The organism is Amycolatopsis speibonae, from assembly GCF_042647925.1.
In the GTDB taxonomy this organism is placed as follows: Bacteria; Actinomycetota; Actinomycetes; order Mycobacteriales; family Pseudonocardiaceae; genus Amycolatopsis; species Amycolatopsis speibonae.
The window spans coordinates 20,920-37,676 of sequence record NZ_JBHRWK010000040.1; the positions used below are offsets into that span (position 1 = coordinate 20,920).

General features: G+C 70.7%; 16 protein-coding genes and 1 pseudogene. 8 read left to right on the forward strand and 9 right to left on the reverse strand.

Annotated features, from left to right (window positions below; all coding sequences use genetic code 11):
- The first annotated feature begins 179 nt into the window (after window positions 1–179).
- Both ACFOSH_RS25420 and ACFOSH_RS25425 read left to right on the forward strand, forming a co-directional pair.
- Entirely contained in the window at window positions 180–1,589 is a 1,410-nt protein-coding gene (locus ACFOSH_RS25420; RefSeq protein WP_378241567.1) for a Dyp-type peroxidase, read from the forward strand.
- Between the two features lie 299 nt (window positions 1,590–1,888).
- Window positions 1,889–2,674 (forward strand): DeoR/GlpR family DNA-binding transcription regulator, encoded by a 786-nt coding sequence (locus tag ACFOSH_RS25425; RefSeq protein ID WP_378241568.1) that lies wholly within the window; start codon window positions 1,889–1,891, stop codon window positions 2,672–2,674.
- Here the strand turns inward: ACFOSH_RS25425 and ACFOSH_RS25430 are convergent.
- Window positions 2,664–3,557 (reverse strand): ROK family protein, encoded by an 894-nt coding sequence (locus ACFOSH_RS25430; RefSeq protein ID WP_378241595.1) that lies wholly within the window; start codon window positions 3,555–3,557, stop codon window positions 2,664–2,666. The genes ACFOSH_RS25425 and ACFOSH_RS25430 overlap by 11 nt on opposite strands.
- Window positions 3,558–3,830: 273 nt before the next feature.
- On the opposite strand from ACFOSH_RS25430, the gene ACFOSH_RS25435 reads away from it, so the two are divergent.
- The gene (locus ACFOSH_RS25435; RefSeq protein ID WP_005162643.1) at window positions 3,831–4,037 is read left to right on the forward strand and encodes a CbtB domain-containing protein; all 207 of its coding nucleotides are present in this window, start codon (window positions 3,831–3,833) and stop codon (window positions 4,035–4,037) included.
- Between the two features lie 14 nt (window positions 4,038–4,051).
- Window positions 4,052–4,834 carry a CbtA family protein gene (locus ACFOSH_RS25440; protein ID WP_378241569.1) on the forward strand — a complete coding sequence of 261 codons (783 nt, stop codon included), beginning with the start codon at window positions 4,052–4,054 and terminating at the stop codon, window positions 4,832–4,834.
- On the opposite strand, the gene ACFOSH_RS25445 is transcribed toward ACFOSH_RS25440, so the two are convergent.
- Window positions 4,815–5,624 (reverse strand): SDR family NAD(P)-dependent oxidoreductase, encoded by an 810-nt coding sequence (locus ACFOSH_RS25445; RefSeq protein WP_378241570.1) that lies wholly within the window; start codon window positions 5,622–5,624, stop codon window positions 4,815–4,817. The two genes, ACFOSH_RS25440 and ACFOSH_RS25445, sit on opposite strands and share 20 nt — an antisense overlap.
- A 60-nt stretch (window positions 5,625–5,684) precedes the next feature.
- Between ACFOSH_RS25445 and ACFOSH_RS25450 the strand changes: the two are divergent.
- A pseudogene (locus tag ACFOSH_RS25450) lies at window positions 5,685–6,245 on the forward strand (TetR/AcrR family transcriptional regulator); the annotation flags it as partial.
- A gap of 33 nt (window positions 6,246–6,278) precedes the next feature.
- Here the strand turns inward: ACFOSH_RS25450 and ACFOSH_RS25455 are convergent.
- Entirely contained in the window at window positions 6,279–7,736 is a 1,458-nt protein-coding gene (locus tag ACFOSH_RS25455) for a cobyric acid synthase (protein ID WP_378241571.1), read from the reverse strand.
- The gene (locus ACFOSH_RS25460; RefSeq protein WP_378241572.1) at window positions 7,733–8,665 is read right to left on the reverse strand and encodes a cobalamin biosynthesis protein; all 933 of its coding nucleotides are present in this window, start codon (window positions 8,663–8,665) and stop codon (window positions 7,733–7,735) included. The genes ACFOSH_RS25455 and ACFOSH_RS25460 overlap by 4 nt, the downstream gene beginning before the upstream one ends.
- A gap of 36 nt (window positions 8,666–8,701) precedes the next feature.
- Between ACFOSH_RS25460 and ACFOSH_RS25465 the strand changes: the two genes are divergently transcribed.
- Genes ACFOSH_RS25465 through ACFOSH_RS25475 form a run of 3 tightly spaced genes read left to right on the forward strand, consistent with a single transcriptional unit; the run spans window position 8,702 to window position 11,073 of the window.
- The gene (locus ACFOSH_RS25465; RefSeq protein ID WP_378241573.1) at window positions 8,702–9,307 is read left to right on the forward strand and encodes a bifunctional adenosylcobinamide kinase/adenosylcobinamide-phosphate guanylyltransferase; all 606 of its coding nucleotides are present in this window, start codon (window positions 8,702–8,704) and stop codon (window positions 9,305–9,307) included.
- 9 nt (window positions 9,308–9,316) lie between these two features.
- Window positions 9,317–10,330 (forward strand): nicotinate-nucleotide--dimethylbenzimidazole phosphoribosyltransferase, encoded by a 1,014-nt coding sequence (gene cobT, locus ACFOSH_RS25470; protein WP_378241574.1) that lies wholly within the window; start codon window positions 9,317–9,319, stop codon window positions 10,328–10,330.
- Window positions 10,327–11,073, forward strand: coding sequence for an adenosylcobinamide-GDP ribazoletransferase (locus ACFOSH_RS25475; protein ID WP_378241575.1), 747 nt, complete (start codon window positions 10,327–10,329; stop codon window positions 11,071–11,073). Before cobT ends, ACFOSH_RS25475 begins: the two co-directional genes overlap by 4 nt.
- A gap of 34 nt (window positions 11,074–11,107) precedes the next feature.
- Here the strand turns inward: ACFOSH_RS25475 and ACFOSH_RS25480 are convergent, their stop codons facing one another.
- The 5 genes from ACFOSH_RS25480 to ACFOSH_RS25500 form a co-directional block, all read right to left on the reverse strand.
- Window positions 11,108–11,740 carry a hypothetical protein gene (locus ACFOSH_RS25480; protein ID WP_378241576.1) on the reverse strand — a complete coding sequence of 211 codons (633 nt, stop codon included), beginning with the start codon at window positions 11,738–11,740 and terminating at the stop codon, window positions 11,108–11,110.
- Window positions 11,741–11,834: 94 nt separating this feature from the next.
- On the reverse strand, window positions 11,835–12,842 hold the full coding sequence (gene cobC / locus ACFOSH_RS25485; RefSeq protein ID WP_378241577.1) for an Rv2231c family pyridoxal phosphate-dependent protein CobC: 1,008 nt from the start codon (window positions 12,840–12,842) through the stop codon (window positions 11,835–11,837).
- Window positions 12,835–14,169 (reverse strand): cobyrinate a,c-diamide synthase, encoded by a 1,335-nt coding sequence (locus ACFOSH_RS25490; RefSeq protein WP_378241578.1) that lies wholly within the window; start codon window positions 14,167–14,169, stop codon window positions 12,835–12,837. Before ACFOSH_RS25490 ends, cobC begins: the two co-directional genes overlap by 8 nt.
- Window positions 14,163–14,777 carry a cob(I)yrinic acid a,c-diamide adenosyltransferase gene (gene cobO, locus ACFOSH_RS25495; RefSeq protein WP_378241579.1) on the reverse strand — a complete coding sequence of 205 codons (615 nt, stop codon included), beginning with the start codon at window positions 14,775–14,777 and terminating at the stop codon, window positions 14,163–14,165. Before cobO ends, ACFOSH_RS25490 begins: the two co-directional genes overlap by 7 nt.
- The gene (locus ACFOSH_RS25500) at window positions 14,777–16,747 is read right to left on the reverse strand and encodes a putative cobaltochelatase (RefSeq protein WP_378241580.1); all 1,971 of its coding nucleotides are present in this window, start codon (window positions 16,745–16,747) and stop codon (window positions 14,777–14,779) included. Before ACFOSH_RS25500 ends, cobO begins: the two co-directional genes overlap by 1 nt.
- Window positions 16,748–16,757 lie beyond the last annotated feature (10 nt).

The window sequence follows — 16,757 nt, forward strand, 5'->3', positions numbered from 1 at the left end:
TGCGTGATCGTCTCACTGGTTCTTTCGGGTGATAAAACCGCCGAAAGCGCATACTTGCGGGTGATGACGGCGGGCTTTCGGTATCGGTTATATCAAGGAGTAAGCCCCGCCCGGCGGTGGGGACCGGCAAGACCTGCCGGGGCCGCCGGACAGGGTTCCCAAGGAGGGGGTTCCTTGTTATGCCCGTTGATCTGAGTATTCCCCTGGAATGGAAGACGGCGTCCGGTGACGCCGCGAAGATGCTCGACGAACTTCAGCCGAACATCCTCAAAGCGCACGCCCGCGACCATTTCTCCGCGCTTTTCCTCCGTTTTTCGGAAGAAAAGACCGCGAAAAAGTTCCTCGCGTCGCTCGTCCCGCTGATGAAGTCGGCGAAGGCCCACATGACCGAGGTCGAGCGCTTCAAGGCGGAGGGCGTGAAGGGGTCTCCCTACGTCGGCGCCGGGCTGACCTCGGCAGGCTACCGATTCCTGAAAGTCGAGGCACCACAAGACGAATCCTTCCGTCGCGGCATGCGTACACAAGAGACCCGCGACATGCTGAACGACCCGCCCCGCTCCACGTTCGACAGTGGATACCACGACGAGATCCACGCCGTCGTCATCGTCGCCGACGGCGCCGACGCACCGATGACCGCGCGTCGGAACGCGGTTCTCGCACTGGTTCCGTCGACGATTTCCGTCGTCGCCGAGGAAACCGGACTCGGCCGGGTGAATTCCCACGGCGAGGGCATCGAACATTTCGGCTACGTCGACGGGCGGAGCCAGCCGCTCTTCCTGGTCGAGGACATCCACGCGGAAAAGACGGCGACGGACGGAATCAGCGTCTGGGATCCGAGCGCGCCGCTGAACCAGGTGCTCGTCCCCGATCGCGCCGCTCCCGATCCCGCGGTGCATTTCGGCAGCTACTTCGTTTTCCGCAAATTGGAACAGAATGTGCGGCGATTCAAGCAGGCCGAGGAGGCTCTGGCCGATCAATTGGGGCTCTCCGGCGAAGACCGTGAACGCGCGGGAGCGATGATCGTCGGCCGGTTCGAGGACGGCACACCGCTGACCGCGCAACGACAAGAGGGCGCGGAAAGCCCGGTACCGAACAACTTCGACTACGGAAGTGACATCTCCGGTACCAAATGCCCGTTCCAGGCCCACATCCGGAAGACGAACCCGCGCGGCAGCGGCGGGGCGGAACTACCCCCGCGGGAACGCCTGCACCTGATGGCGCGGCGGGGCGTGCCCTACGGCGAGCGGGCCGACGACCCGAACGCCGATCTGCCGCCGTCGGCCCGGCCGAGCGGCGGGGTCGGCCTGCTGTTCATGGCGTTCAATTCGGCGCTGGGCAACCAGTTCGAGTTCACTCAGGAGACCTGGGCGAACAACCCGGGGTTCCCGATTCCCGCGGTCGGGGTCAAGCCGCCGGGTCTCGATCCGGTCATCGGACAGGGTCCGCGTCCGGAATCCGTCTACACCAAGGACTGGGCGGGAACCCGGACGGTGACCGCGGATCCGTTCCCGCAGGCGGTGACGCTGAAGGGCGGTGAATACTTCTTCATGCCGTCACTCGCGTTCCTGCGCGGACTGGGCAAGGGCTGATTCTTCACGCACTGCGGCCGGTTCCGGTGATCGAATGGCGGGTTATCCGCTAAACGTCACCGGACCGGGCGCAATGCGGATATCAGCCCGGAACCCGCGGCGATAACCTCCGAAACGGGCCGGTCCTGGGCGTACCGGCCGTCGGGTGGGCGCCGGTCACACTGGGGGTGGCCGGCGCTCACTCTCCCGATTCCGCCTCCCCGGCGTCCCAAACCTGCCGCTTCCTCCCGACCGCATCGCGACGCGTAGTACTTTGTCCGGTGCGGTAAGCAACATCGCGCTTCGGGGAGGGAGCTCGGATGAACCGGCATGAACGGCTGACGGCTTTATTGGACATGGTGGGAGAGCGGGAAAAAGTCGACGTCGAGGTTTCGGCGGGCGAACTCGGTGTCTCCCCCGCGACGATCCGCCGGGACCTCGATCACCTGGCGGGTCGCAATCTCGTGGTCCGCACCCGCGGAGGCGCCGTCGCGAGCAACGTCGCCTACGACCTTCCGTTACGGCACAAGGCGGCGCGCAAAGCGCCGGAACAGCAACGGATTTCCGCCGCCGCGGCCAAAATGGTCGACCCCGGCATGGTGGTCGGGCTCAACGGCGGCACCACGAGCACCGAGGTGGGCCGCGCGCTCGCGACCCGGCCGGACATGGGCGAGCCGAGCGTCGGGCCTTCGCTCACCGTGGTGACGAACGCGCTCAACATCGCCCACGAACTCGCCGTCCGGCCCAACATCAAGATCGTGGTGACCGGCGGGGTCGCGCGGCAGCAGTCGTTCGACCTGTCCGGGCCGCTGTCGCATCTGTTCCTCGATCAGATCTCGCTGGATCTGGTGTTCCTCGGGGTGGACGCGTTCGACCCGGTGCACGGCGCGCAGGCACACCACGAAGGCGACGCGAGCACGAACCGGCTGATGGCAGCCCGTGCCCGGCAGGTCGTCGTGCTGGCCGACAGCGGGAAGCTCGGCGGTCACGCCTTCGCGAAGATCTGCGCGACCGCCGACGTCCACGTTCTCGTCACCGACGGCCGCGCGGATCCCGAGCGGGTGCACGCCTTCGAAGAGGAAGGCGTGCGGGTGGTCAAGGCTTGAGCCGGTCCAGTGCCAGCAGGGCCGCGCCGAGCCTGCCCGCCTCGTCGCCGAGCTGCGCGATCCTCAGTTCCGGCATGCGCTGGAACTGCAGGTTCGCGCTCAGCCAGGCCCGCACCGGTTCGAGGACGTAGTCGCCCGCGGTGAACAGGCCGCCGCCGAGGACGACGACCTCGGGCGCGAGCAGGGTGACCAGGGTCTTGATGCCGTGGCCGAGCCCTTCGAGCGCGTCGTTGACCACGGAGATCGCGGCCTCGTCGCCGTGCCGCGCGGCGTCGACCACCTGCTCGGCGCCTTCGGCCGGCCGTCCGGTGTGCTCGCTGTAGCGGCGGGCGATAGCCGACGCCGATGAGATCGCCTCAAGGCATCCTGTCGCGCCGCAGCCGCACGGCAACCGGTGGCCGACGTCGATATGCCCGATTTCGCCGCCTTGCCCGCCCGCGGCGTACAGCTTCCCGTCGAGCTGGAGCGCGGCCGCGATCCCGGTGCCGACCGGGATGAAGGCCGCGTCGGTGCAGCCCTTGCCCGCGCCGACGCGGAACTCCGCGAGCCCGCCCGCGCGGACGTCGTGCCCGAACGCGAACGGCAGCCCCAGCCTGCTGTCGAGCATCTCGCCGAACGGGACGTTCCGGAAGTCGAGGTTCGCCGAGAACCGGGCCACCCGCTCGACGTCGTCGACGATGCCCGGGATGACCACGCCGACGGCGTCCGGCGTACCGGTGCCCGCCTGCTTGCCCAGTGTCTCCACGATCCGCGCGACCTGGTCCGCGAGCGCCTCGCCGTCCGCTCCACGCGCCGTCGGCTCGCGCAAGCTGGCCAGGTCCTTCAGGTCCGCGTCGTACAGGGCCGCCTTGATGGACGTTCCGCCGACATCGAGTGCCGCCACCGCAGGTGTCATAGCTGGATTTTGGCATGCTCCCCGCCACCGGCGGCAGGGATTCCGGCGGTAACGAGCCTGCGCCGATCGGGTTCCGTCACATTGACCGGACGCTTCGCGGCGACCTACGCTCGACCGGCCAGACGACGGCACCCGGAACGCGGTGAGATTCCGCGCGGTCGCGCCACTGTGACCTCGAACCAGCCGGTTCGGGGAAGCCAGACCCGGAGCCGTCGTGTCACCCCTGAAGAGGCCGCGCTAGCCCGAGGAGGTCCCACCGCCATGTCCGAAGCGGTAGCCGCAGTACCCGTCCCCGTCCGGATCCCCGTCCGCGAGATCCTGCCCTGGGCGGTGCTCGTCATCCTCCTTTCGCTGATCACGCTGTACTTCATCAGCGCCGAGCAGGGTGCGGTGTCGGTGTTCGCGAACTCGTACGTCCACGAGTTCGTCCACGACGGCCGGCACCTGCTGGCCTTCCCCTGCCACTAGGCGGCACGCGCCCCATGATGAGGACCTTGCTGGTCCGCGGCATGCTCGCGGGCCTGATCGCTGGTGTCTTGGCGACGCTTTTCGCCTACTTCCTCGGTGAACCTTCGGTCGAGACCGCCATCGGTCTCGAAGGCACCGCGGCTCACTCCCACAGTGCTCCGGACGCGGCTCCGGGTGCCCACGAACACTCTCCCGCCGAGGCCGAGCCCGAAGAAGAAGAGCTGGTCACGCGCGGCGTGCAGAGCACCGTCGGTCTGCTGACCGGTGTCGGCCTGTACGGCGTCGCTGTCGGTGGGCTGTTCTCACTCGCCTTCGCCTTCGTCTACGGGCGACTCGGCACGCTGCGCCCACGGGTGACCGCGGCGCTGCTCGCCGGTGGCGCCTTCGTGGTCGTGTTCCTGGTGCCGTTCTTGAAGTACCCGGCGAATCCGCCCGCCGTCGGCCAGGCGGGCACGATCGGGAGCCGGACTTCGCTGTACTTCGGCTTCGTCGCGCTTTCGCTGCTGATCGGCCTCCTCGCGGCGGCGTTCGGCCGGAAGCTTGCCGACAAGCTCGGTGCCTGGCGCGGCGGCCTGATCGCCGCGGGCGGGTACGTCGTGCTGATCGGGGTGGCGGCGGCGCTGTTGCCTTCGATCGACGAAGTCCCCACTGGTTTCCCGGGTTCCACGCTGTGGACCTTCCGGCTGGCCTCTGTCGGCACCCAGCTGGTGCTGTGGACCGCGCTCGGCCTGACCTTCGGCGCTTTGGCCGAGAAGGCGTTGGCGCGCAAGGAAGTCGCTAGCCCGCAGCCCGGCTGACCGACTCCCACGCGCGCCATTCCGCGACGCGGTCCCGGTGCAGTTCCATGATGACGTCGAAGTCCCCGTCGCCGAGCAGCAGGCGGCGGGGCGGCGCGTCACTGGCCACCAGTTCGAGGACGGCCTCGGCGACCTTCACCGGATCGCCGGGGACACCGTCGGCGTATTTCGCCATCAACGCCGCGCGCACCGGGTCGTAGGCCGGGCTCAGCGGTGACATCTTCAAGCTGGCACCCATGAAGTCGGTGGCGTAGACCCGCGGTTCGACCAGTGTCACGTGGATTCCGAGACCCTCGACCTCCTGCGCGAGCGCGTCACTGAGGCCTTCGAGGGCGAACTTGCTCGCGTTGTAGAGGCCCATGGTCGGCACCGCCATCAGGCCACTCACGCTCGACATCTGCAGGATCCGGCCCTCGCCCTGCTTCCGCAGAACAGGGAGCACGGCCTGGGTGACCCACAGCGCGCCGAAGAAGTTCGTCTCCATGATGGCCCGCGCGTCGGCCTCGCCGACCTCTTCGACCGCGCCCATCAGGCCGAAGCCCGCGTTGTTGACCACGACGTCGATCCGCCCGAATACTTCAGCCGCCTTTTCGACCGTCGTGAAGACGGTGGATCTGTCCGTGACGTCGAGGGGCAGGACGACCAATCTGCCCTCGCTCGCGTTGACGAGGTCTTCGAGGACCTCGGGGCGGCGGGCGGTGCCGACGACGTTGTCCCCCGCCCTCAGCGCGTGCTCGACGACGAGGCGGCCGAGGCCACGACCTGCTCCGGTGATGAACCAAGTACGCATTCCGACTCCTTCGATTCGAGCGAGACGGACCGTCTCGTCTCGTGGTGCTACGATACCGGCATGGCTGGAAACGTCAAGTCCCCGGATCCGACCCGGCGCAGCGAACGCTCGCGGCAGGCGATCCTGACAGCGGCGACGGAACTGCTCGGGGAGGTGGGCTACCCGAAGCTGGCGGTGGAAGCGATCGCGTCACGGGCGGGGGTCGGGAAACAGACGATCTATCGCTGGTGGCCGGACAAGGGCGCGCTGGTGCTGGACGCGTATCTGACGCTGGTGGAGGGCGCCGGCGAACTGACGTTCCCGGACACCGGCGATTTCGAGGGCGACCTGCGCACGGTGCTCCGGTCCACTGTGGACCCGCTGGCGGACAGCGGGTACGAGGCGTTCTACCGCGCGCTGCTGACAGCGATCCAGGGTGACGCGAAGTTGTCGGCGGAGCTGGACGAGCGGCTGATGCGGCCGTGGCTGGAGGCGACGAGGGCGCGGTTCCGGCTGGCCGCGACGGCGGGGACGATCGACGGCGCCGATCTCGAAACGGGGGTGGATCTGTTCTACGGGGCGGTGTACTACCGCTGGCTGCTGCGGACGGGCCCGCTCACCGCGGAGTTCGGCGAGTCGGTGGTCCGGCTGGTGCTGCGCGCGCTGCGGCCGCGTTCAGGCACCGGGCGGGACGAAGGGCAGGCCGGGCCGAGCGCCACCCTCGATCAGGTGCATGAGACCCACGGTGTCGACGTGGACCTCGACAGCGTCGGCGAGCCGTTCCAGCATGCTCTCCCGGAGCACGCCGAAACCCGGCGCACCGTCGACAGGTGACCAGTCCGCCACTTCGCCCAGCCAGGCGCGGCGGAAACCGTCGTTCTCGAAGGCACCGTGCCACATCGTGCCCCACACCGCGCCCTGCCGGTGACCATCCAAAAAGGACTCGGCGGGGCCGGTGGCGGTCACGGCACCGTGGTGGATTTCGTACGCCTCGACGGGCAGGCCGCGCCACTCCCCCGAAGGGCGCGCCAGCACCTTGTCCGCGCTGAACGAGACGCGCGTCGGCAGCAGACCGAGACCGGGCACCGTCCCGGCACCGGATTCGACGTCGTCCTCGATCTCGGCGGCCAGCATCTGGTAGCCGCCGCAGATCCCGAGTACCGGACGGCCTGCCTCGGCCCGCGCCCGGACGGCGTCCGCCAAGCCGCGGGCACGCAGCCACGCCAGGTCGTCCACGGTCGCGCGGGAACCGGGCAGGATCACCACGTCGGCGGACCGGACCGTGTCCGGATCGGCCGTCAGCGCGACCGAGACACCGGGCTCGGCGGCGAGCGCGTCGACGTCGGTCGCGTTGGAGGCGCGAGGGAACCGCACGACAGCGACGCGCAGGGAACCGCCGGACGCTCCCCAGCCCGCGGCGGCCAGCGCATCCTCCGAGTCGATCCACACCTGGTCGAGCCAGGGCAGCACGCCGAAGACCTCGCGGCCGGTGAGTTTCTCCAGCGTCTCCAGGCCAGGCCGCAGCAGGCCCACGTCACCGCGGAACTTGTTGACCAGCCAGCCCGAAACCAGCGCCTGGTCTTCGGCGGACAGGAGTGCGAGGGTGCCGAACATCGCGGCCATGACGCCGCCGCGGTCGATGTCGCCGACGACGACCACGGGCAGGCCGAAGCGTCGCGCCAGCCCCATGTTGACGTAGTCGCCCTCGCGCAGGTTGATCTCGGCGGGGCTGCCCGCGCCCTCGCACAGCACGACGTCGAAGCGCTGTCGCAACGAAGAGAACGTGTCGAAGGCGATCTCCGCGAGCCCCGCCCGGCCCGTCGCGTACTCCCCCGCCTCCAGCGTGCCGAACGGTTTCCCGAGCGCGACGACGTGGCTGCGGCGGTCGCTCCCGGGTTTCAACAGGACCGGGTTCATCGCGGCTTCGGGCTCGACCCTGGCCGCCCGCGCCTGCAGCCATTGCGCGCGGCCGATCTCGGCGCCGTCCGCGCACACCATCGAGTTGTTCGACATGTTCTGGGACTTGAACGGCGCCACCCGCACGCCCTGTCGCGCGAGCCAGCGGCACAAAGCGGCCGTGACCAGGCTCTTGCCCGCGTCCGACGTCGTCCCCGCGACGAGCAGGCCGCTCACCGCGTGACCGCGACAGCGACGGCGAGCGCCGCGAGACCGACCGCTCGCGACAGCCGGACGGCGCGGCGCACGTCCACCGGTTCCGGCTCGCGGCCGTCACCGAGGACGCCGCGGCGTTCGGTGCGGCCGCCGTAGCTGTTCGTCCCGCCCAGCCGGACCCCGAGCGCGCCCGCGAAGGCGGCCTCGACCTGGCCGGCGTTGGGACTCGGATGATGCTTCCCGTCCCGGCGCCAGATCCGGAACGCGGATTTGGCGAACCCGCCCGCGAGCGGGGCGGACACCACGGTCAGCACCGCGCCGACCCGGGAGGGCACCAGGTTGGCCAGGTCGTCCGTCCTGGCCGACGCCCAGCCGAAGTTGGCGTACTTCGGCGAGCGATAGCCGACCATCGCGTCGAGCGTGTTGAGCGCGCGGTAGCCCAGCAGCCCGGGGATCCCGGCGACGGCTCCCCACAGCAACGGCGCGACGACGGCGTCCGAAGTGTTCTCGGCGATGGACTCGGTGGTCGCGCGCGCGAGCTGTTCGGTGTCGAGCCCGGTGGCGTCGCGGGCGCACAGATGCGACAGCCGCCGCCGCGCGCCGGGCAGATCGCCGTCGTCGAGCAGCCGGGCCATGCGAGTGCCCTCGGCCGCGAGCCCCTTGCCGCCCAAGACCACCCAAGTGGACGCCGCGGTGAGCGCGAACCGCGCGAACGGGCGCTTCCGGGTCCAGAACTGGGCCGCGACCCCCAATCCGGTGACGGTGCCCGCGCAGACCGCGGTGTACGCCGCGCCCCGAACCTTCGAATCGGCCCAAACCCGCTGTTCAAGGGCTTGCGCGGCGCTTCCGAAGCCCGCGACCGGATGCCTCTTTCCTGGATCTCCGAACACTGCGTCGGCGACGTAACCGGTAACGAGTCCGGCTGCGGTGGCGGCTTGTCGGAGTGGCACGTGGCGAACGGTAGCGCGTGCACGAGAATGCGGGGTATGACCAAGCTGACGCATCGCCTCGCGGGGGGTCTCGAGACCCTCGCGAGGGCACTTCGCCGCTACTCGCGCGACGACGGCAAGGTGCTGATACTGGGCGGCGTCCGCTCTGGGAAGTCACGCCACGCCGAGGGCCTCGCGTCCCGCCACCCGCACCTGACCTACGTCGCCCCCGGACTGCCGCCGAGCGCCGACGATCCCGAATGGGCCGCTCGCGTGGCCGCGCACCGCGCGCGACGGCCGTCGAACTGGAAGACGATCGAGACCACCGACCTGGCCACGGTGCTGCGCACGGCGACGCATCCGCTGCTCATCGACTGCCTGGGCACCTGGATCAGCCGGGTGCTCGACGAGGTCGGCGCCTGGGAGCAGCGCAAGGGCTGGGAACGGCGGCTCGACGACCGGCTGGAGGACTTCCTGGCGGCGTGGGCGCAGGCCGACGTGCCGGTGATCGCGGTCAGCAACGAGGTCGGCAGCGGTGTGGTGCCCGCGACGGTGTCCGGGCGCGTGTTCCGTGATGTGCTGGGCGCGTTGAACAACCGGGTGTCCGCCGAGTCCGACCGGACCGTGCTGGTCGTCGCCGGACGGATGCTCGACCTGCCTTAGGGAGCCGCCATGCGTATCGCCACCCCGGACGCCGCCGCCGAAGCCGCCGCGCGCGCCAGACTGGACGGTCTGGTCAAGCCGCTGGGCTCGCTCGGGCGGCTCGAAGACCTGGCCGCCTGGCTCAGCGCGGCGCACGGCACCGTCCCGCCGCGGCCGCTCGACGACGTCCGGGTGGTCGTGTTCGCCGGGGACCACGGGGTTTCCGGGATGTCGGCGTATCCGCGTGAGGTCACCGCGGCGATGGTCCGCGTGTTCCTCGCCGGGAAGAGCGGTGTCGGTGTGCTGGCCGCGCTGGCCGGAGCGAAGGTGCGCGCGCTGGACATCGCCGTGGACTGGGACGGCGCGGACGTGCCTGCCGAGGTCACCGCGCACAAGGTCCGGCGTGGTTCCGGTTCGATCGACGTCGAGGACGCGCTGGCCGAGGGCGAGGCGCGGACGGCGTTCGAGCACGGGCTGGCGATCGCGGACGAGGAGATCGACGGCGGCGCGGATCTGCTCATCCCCGGCGACATGGGGATCGGCAACACGACGATCTGCGCGGCCGTGGTCGCCTCGGTGCTCGGCCTGGCGGCGGAAGAGGTCGTCGGCACGGGCACCGGCATCGACGAGGACGGGCGAGCTCGGAAGGTCGCCGTCGTCGAGGCCGCCTTGACCAGGGCCGGTGCGGTGAAGGACCCCTTCGCGGTGTTGACCGCGCTCGGCAGCGCTTGTCTCGCCGCGACGTCGGGCTTTCTCGTGCGGGCCGCGGTCCGTGGGGTTCCGGTGCTGCTCGACGGCGTGTTCTCCGGAGCCGCGGCGCTCGTCGCGCGCGAGATCGCGCCGGGCGCCGAGCAGTGGTGGCTGGCCGGGCACCGGTCGACGGAACCGTCGCAGGCGTACGCGTTGAAGGCGCTCGGGCTGGAGCCGATCCTCGACCTGGGGCTGCGGCTCGGCGAGGGCAGCGGCGCGGTGCAGGCGGTGCCGACGCTGAGGGCCGCGCGGGCGATCCTCGCGGACATGGGCCTGCTGGCGGATCTGGCTTGATCGCCGACGCGCTGAAGATGGCCGTCGGAACCCTGACCACGGTCCGGGTTCCGGCGCCGTCGGTGATCGACCGGCGGGTGGCCGGTGGCGCGATGGTGCTAGCTCCGCCGGCCGTCTTGCCGCTCGCGGCCGTCGCTTCGGTGATCGTCTACCTGGGTGAACTGGTCGGCCTGCCCCCTTTCGCGTCGGCGGCGCTCGCGCTGGGTGCGGTGGCGCTGGGCAGTCGCGGGCTCCATCTGGACGGGCTCGCCGACACGGCCGACGGGCTCGGCGCTTCCTACGACCGCGCCCGCGCGCTGGAGGTCATGCGGCGCGGCGATTCCGGGCCGACCGGGATCGCGACCCTGGTGCTGGTGCTGCTCGTGCAGGTCGGCGCGCTGACCGGGGCGATCTCCGCCGGGCACGGGGTCGCCGCGGCCGCGATCGCCGTCGTCGCCGGACGCGGAGTGCTGTCCCTGTGCTGCGCGCGCGGGGTCCCCTCGGCCCGGCCGGAAGGCCTGGGCGCGACCGTCGCCGGTTCGGTGCCGGTGTGGACCGCAGCGGTGGTGTTCGCCGTGCTCGCGGGTGCGGCGGCGCTGGTGTTCCCGTGGCGGCAAGGGCTGATCGCGGTGGCGCTGGGGTATCTGGCCGCGTCGGCGCTGCTGGCGCGGTGCGTCCAGCGGCTGGGCGGGGTCACCGGGGACGTGCTCGGCGGCTGTGTCGAAGTGGCTGTGACGGGGATCCTGGTCGGCTTGTCGTTCTGAGGGTTCGTGCTTCCACACGGTCCGGCACGTGGGGTCAGGAGGGTTCCGGGGCAGCCTCGTCCGCAGCCAGTTTCTCGTCGATTTCCGGGATCCAGAAGCACAGTTCGAGGGTCTTCATCCCGGCCCAGAGACTGAGCTTCCGGCCCTGCGAAACCAGCGTGAGCGACGCGAACAGGAGCAGCACCGCGAACCCTGCCGCGATGAACGGATGCTTCCCGGCGAAGATCTCGACGATCGCGGCGACCGCGCCGAACAGCAGCGGCGGCGCGCAGTTGCGCACCATGAGCCCGGACGCGCGCAGCCGCGTGATGTCGACCGCGACCTCCTTGTCGTGCAGTTGCAGCGCGCCGAGCAGGAGATGCGGGTTCTCCTTCAGGAACGCGCGGTCCTTCGCCGCTGGTGAGCGCTTGAGGAACACCTCGACCGGGTTCCGGTCCCGTCTGCGCGGCACGATCCGCTCCAGCGCGTCGCCTGCCGGATAGGCCAGGTAACCCAGCAGGAAACTCAGCACCACGATCACGACGACCAGCACCACGGTCGGCACGCCGGCGACGCTCGCGACCGTGAGGATGTGGAGTTTCGTCCCGAGGTAGCCGAAGAACGCGACGTACAGCGCGCCGGGGATGGTGTAGGCGAAGAGATCGAAGACGCCGATCACGAAGTTCACCGGCTCATCCAACCAGTTCGGCCGCACGGTGGTAAGGCGAAGTGACCAGTCCGATCGCCACCCGCCCAACGGCCGCACCTCTGCGGCTGGGACCTCACAGCACGGCGTCAAGGGCCGCCAGGAAACGGTCCACGGTCTCCCGATCCCGCACCGCGATCCGCAGGTACCGCGAGTCCAGCCCCGGGAAGGTATCCCCGCGCCGGACCGCGAAACCGTTCTCCCGCAACCGTTCCCGGACGCCGTCCGCGCCAGGAAGCCGCACGAGCACGAACGGCCCGCGCGGCTCCCCCAGCACCTCGACGCCCAACGCCGTCAAGCCCGAAACCAGGTACTCCCGATCCGATTCCGCCGACACCGCGAGTTTCTCGGCCTCCTCCAGCGCCGACGGGCGGCAGCACGCCACCACGGCGACGGCGGCGAGGGAGGACACCGACCACGGCGGCTGGACCGCGCGCAGACTGTCCACAACGGACTCGCCCGCCAGGACGTATCCGGCGCGCAGTCCGGCGATCCCCCAGGTTTTCGTCAGGCTCCGGAGAACGGCGAACCCGGGTTGTCCCGCGACGCTTTCGGTCTCGCCGGGGACGGCGTCGAGGAAGGCCTCGTCGACGACGACAAGGCGGCCCGGACGGCCCAAAGCCAGCAGGTCCGCGGCCGGGTGCAGGACCGAAGTCGGGTTCGTGGGGTTCCCGACGAAGACCAGGTCCGCGTCGTCCGGAACGTCGCCCAGCCGGAAGCCGTCGTCGGCGGACAGCAGCACCCGGGTCACGGGATGTCCGGCCGCGCGCAAGGCGGCTTCGGGTTCGGTGAACTGCGGATGCACGACCACCGCGCGCGACGGCCGCAACGCCGTGGCCAGCAGCGTGAAAGCCTCCGCCGCGCCCGAGGTCACCAGCACCTGGGACTCCGGTAGACCGTGCCGCCGGGCCACCGCCGCCACAGCGGCGCTGACGTCCGGATAGGCGGCCAGATCGTCCAGGGCCGCCGCCAGTTCGGCGCGCAGCCAGGCGGGCGGCGCCGGGAGGCGGACGTTGACCGCCAGATCGACGAGCCCGTCGCCGACCTCGCGGTCTCCGTGGTGCCAGAGGTCGTAGTCAGCCATGGGCGCGCGCCGCGGCGGCGAACCGCTCGGCGAGTTCGGGGTAGCCCGCCCAATGAACGTGCAGGTACGACGCGTGCAGCGACGCCGACGCGAAGCCGTCGGGCGTGCGATCCCAGCCCCAGGCCGGTGTCGGGCCGCTGCCGGGTTCGACGATCGTGCGGTGGAACTCGTGACCGGTGACGCGCTGCCCGGCGACGGTCAGCACGGTGTCCGCAGGCGAGAAAGCCTTGCGATAGCCGAGTTTCCCGCGTTTGGTCATGGTGGCCGAGGCGTCGAGGACGCCGGTCATCGGCATCCCGTCGATGTCCTGGCAGAGATACAGCAGGCCCGCGCATTCGGCCACGACGGGCATTCCGTCGCCGATCGCCCGAGCCACCGCCGTCCGCAGCGGGACGTTCGCCGAAAGCTCTTCGGCGTGCACCTCGGGAAACCCGCCGCCGAAGTACAGTCCGGCACAGCCTTCGGGAAGTTCCTTGTCCTGCAACGGGTCCACCTCGACGACGTCGACGCCGGCGGCGGCCAGCAGTTCGTCGGCCTCGGTGTAGCGGAAGGTGAACGCCGGACCGGCCGCGGCGGCGACCACCGTGCGCGGGCCGTCATGGGCAAGCGGCGGCCGCCAAGGCTCGCCCGAAAGCCGGGAAGCCGACCGCGCGACCTGGACGACGGCGCCGAGGTCCACTCCCTCGCTGATCCATCCGGCCAGTTCCGGCAGCAGCCGCTCCGACTCGCTCGCGCGTTCGGCAGCCGGGACCAGGCCGAGGTGACGGCTGGGCGCGTGGATCTCTTCGTTGCGGTACAACGTTCCCAGCAGCGGGACGCCGGTCGCTTCCAGCGCGGTGACGATCTCGTCCGCGTGCCGCCGCGAGCCCAGCTTGTTGAGGATGACGCCGGCGAGCCGGACGCGGGTGTCGTACTGCGCGAACCCGAGCACGGTCGCGGCGACGCTGCGCGACGCCGCCGAGGCGTCCACCACCAGCACGACCGGGGCGTCCAGCAGCCGCGCGACGTGCGCCGTCGAGGCGTAGCCTTCGGTGCCCAGCGCCCCGTCGAACAGGCCCATCACGCCTTCGATGATCGCGATGTCGGCACCGGCGGAACCGTGCCGCAGCAACGGGATCAGCTGCTCCTCACCCTGCAGGAACGGGTCGAGGTTGCGCGGGGGCCGCCCGGTCGCGAGGGCGTGATAGCTCGGGTCGATGAAGTCGGGGCCGACCTTGTGCCCGGACACCCTCAGCCCTCGCGCGCGCAACGCCGCCATGAGGCCCGCGGCGATCGTGGTCTTGCCGTGCCCGGAACCGGGCGCGGCGATGACCACGCGATTCACCATTCGATGCCTCGCTGGCCCTTTTGCCCGGCGTCCATCGGGTGCTTCACCTTGGTCATCTCGGTGACCAGGTCCGCCGCCTCGATCAGCTCCGGCGGCGCGTACCGGCCGGTGATCACCACGTGCTGGTGCCCGGGGCGCGACGTCAGCGCCGAGACGACGTCGTCGACTTCGAGCCAGCCCCATTTCAGCAGGTAGCTGAACTCGTCGAGGACGTAGAAGTCGTGGGTTTCGGCGGCGAGGCGGCGTTTGATCTCGGCCCAGCCCTCGCGGGCGTTGACGGCGTGGTCCTCCTCCGACCCGGACTTGCGCGCCCAGCTCCAGCCCTCGCCCATCTTGTGCCACTCGACAGCGCCGCCCTGGCCGGTGTCTTCGTGCAGCTTGCCGAGCGCGCGGAACGCGGCTTCCTCGCCGACGCGCCATTTCGCCGACTTGACGAACTGGAACACGCCGATCGACCAGCCCTGGTTCCAGGCGCGCAACGCCATCCCGAACGCGGCCGTCGACTTCCCCTTCATCTCGCCGGTGTTCACGGCGAGCAAGGGCCGGTTGCGACGCTGGCGCGTGGTGAGCCCGTCGTTCGGCACCGTTTCCGGTTTGCCCTGCGGCATTACGCGGCCCTCCCCGAAAGACGAGTACGGACGGCGCCCGCGAGCGTGTCGGCGGCGACCTCGGTGACCGGAACGTGCTCCGCGCCCAAGTGTTCCGCCAGTTCCGCGGCGAGCCCGAGGCGCATCTTGCCGCTCTCGCAGTCCATCACGACCGAGGTCACGTTCCCGGCCAGCAACCCGGCGGCCTGCTGAGCCCTCTTGACGGCATCCGCACCGCTGGTCGCGCGGCCGTCGGTGACGACGACGAGCAGCGGGCGCCGCTGCGGATCACGGACCGCTTCGATCCGCAGAACCCGTACCGCTTCAAGGAGTCCCTCGGCCAGCGGCGTGCGGCCGCCGGTCGTGAGACCGTCCAAACGGGACGCCGCGGCGTCGACGCTGATCGTCGGCGGAAGCGCGAGTTCGGCGCCGGAAGCACGGAAAGTCACCAGGCCCACCTTGTCGCGACGTTGGTAGGCGTCGAGCAGCAACGACAGCACGGCCGTCTTGACCTCGCGCATCCGCTGGCGCGCGCCCATCGAGCCGGACGCGTCCACGCAGAACAGCACCAGATTGCCCTCGCGCCCTTCCCACCGGGCGAACCGCAGATCCTGCGGCCGCACCACGAGCCCGGCGCCGCTACGGCCGCGAGACCGCTGATGCGGCGCGGCCGCGCGCACGGTCGCGAGCAGATGCGGATGCCCGTCCTTGGTCCCGGCGGGCTGGACGCCGATGGTCCGCCCGTTGTCGGTGATCGCCCTCGACCGCCGTCCGGCGGCACCCTCGCCGGTGCCCTTCACCTCGAAACGCCTGGCACGAAAGGCTTCCCCGGCGCCGACCGGCTTCTGGTCGCCGCCGCTCTTGCCGCCGCCCGACGGCTCCTGGCCGCCTTCCTGCGGAGGCGCGTCGCCTTCCGCGGCCGGAGGCGGGGTGCCCGAACCGGGACCGTCGTCGTCAGGGCCTTCCGGGCCGGGGTCTTCGGGCTGGGCGTCCTGGAGGGCCTGCTCCAGCTGTTCCTCGGAGATTCCGGGCGCGTCGAAGGGATTGCGGCGACGGCGGTGCGGCAGCGCGAGCCGGGCCGCGACGCGGACGTCCTCGGTGGTCACCTCGGTCCGCCCTGCCCAGGCGGCGTGCGCGACCGCGGTCCGCGCGGTCACGATGTCCGCGCGCATGCCGTCGACTTCGAAGGACGCGCAGACCTCGGCGATCTGCCGCAGCGCGTCGTCCGGCAGTTTGACCGACGGCAGAAGTCGTTGCGCCGCTTCGATGTCAGCCGCCAGTTCGGCGTCGGCCGCGGCGTACTGGCCGGCGAAACCGTCGGGATCCGCCTCGTAGGCGAGCCGCCGCCGGACGACTTCGACGCGCAGTTCCGGATCACGGCTGGACGCGACCTCGACGGTGAGCCCGAAGCGGTCCAGCAGCTGCGGCCGCAATTCGCCTTCCTCGGGGTTCATCGTGCCGATCAGGACGAACCGGGCGGAGTGCGACACCGAGACACCCTCGCGTTCGACGGTCGCGCGGCCCATGGCGGCGGCGTCGAGCAGCGTGTCGACCAGGTGATCGTGCAGGAGGTTGACCTCGTCCACGTACAGCAGCCCGCGATGCGCGGCCGCGAGCAGCCCCGGCTGGAAGTCGGTGACGCCGTCGGCGAGCGCGCGTTCCAGGTTCAGCGAGCCGATCACGCGGTCTTCGGCCGCGCCGACCGGCAGTTCCACCAGCCGCGCGGGACGGCGATGCGCTGCCGAGCCCTCGGCGTGCGGGCCGTCCGGGCAGGCGGCGTCGGGTTCGACGGGATCGCAGGAGAACCGGCACGCGTCCACGACGTCGACGCCGGGAAGCAGTCCGGCGAGCGCGCGCACCATGGTGGATTTCGCCGTGCCCTTCTCCCCGCGCACCAGCACTCCGCCGACGGCGGGCGAGATGGAGGAAAGCACCAGCGCCAGGCGCAGATCGGGCATCCCCACAACGGCGGTGAACGGGTACGGCTTCACAGCACTCCCT

Bases quoted from the DNA above. Each gene is read 5' to 3' on its own strand.
- ACFOSH_RS25420 (WP_378241567.1), top strand. From the start codon at position 180: ATGCCCGTTGATCTGAGTATTCCCCTGGAATGGAAGACGGCGTCCGGT.
- ACFOSH_RS25425 (WP_378241568.1), top strand. From the start codon at position 1,889: ATGAACCGGCATGAACGGCTGACGGCTTTATTGGACATGGTGGGAGAG.
- ACFOSH_RS25435 (WP_005162643.1), top strand. From the start codon at position 3,831: ATGTCCGAAGCGGTAGCCGCAGTACCCGTCCCCGTCCGGATCCCCGTC.
- ACFOSH_RS25440 (WP_378241569.1), top strand. From the start codon at position 4,052: ATGATGAGGACCTTGCTGGTCCGCGGCATGCTCGCGGGCCTGATCGCT.
- ACFOSH_RS25445 (WP_378241570.1), bottom strand. From the start codon at position 5,624: ATGCGTACTTGGTTCATCACCGGAGCAGGTCGTGGCCTCGGCCGCCTC.
- ACFOSH_RS25465 (WP_378241573.1), top strand. From the start codon at position 8,702: ATGACCAAGCTGACGCATCGCCTCGCGGGGGGTCTCGAGACCCTCGCG.
- cobT (WP_378241574.1), top strand. From the start codon at position 9,317: ATGCGTATCGCCACCCCGGACGCCGCCGCCGAAGCCGCCGCGCGCGCC.
- cobC (WP_378241577.1), bottom strand. From the start codon at position 12,842: ATGGCTGACTACGACCTCTGGCACCACGGAGACCGCGAGGTCGGCGAC.
- ACFOSH_RS25490 (WP_378241578.1), bottom strand. From the start codon at position 14,169: ATGGTGAATCGCGTGGTCATCGCCGCGCCCGGTTCCGGGCACGGCAAG.
- cobO (WP_378241579.1), bottom strand. From the start codon at position 14,777: ATGCCGCAGGGCAAACCGGAAACGGTGCCGAACGACGGGCTCACCACG.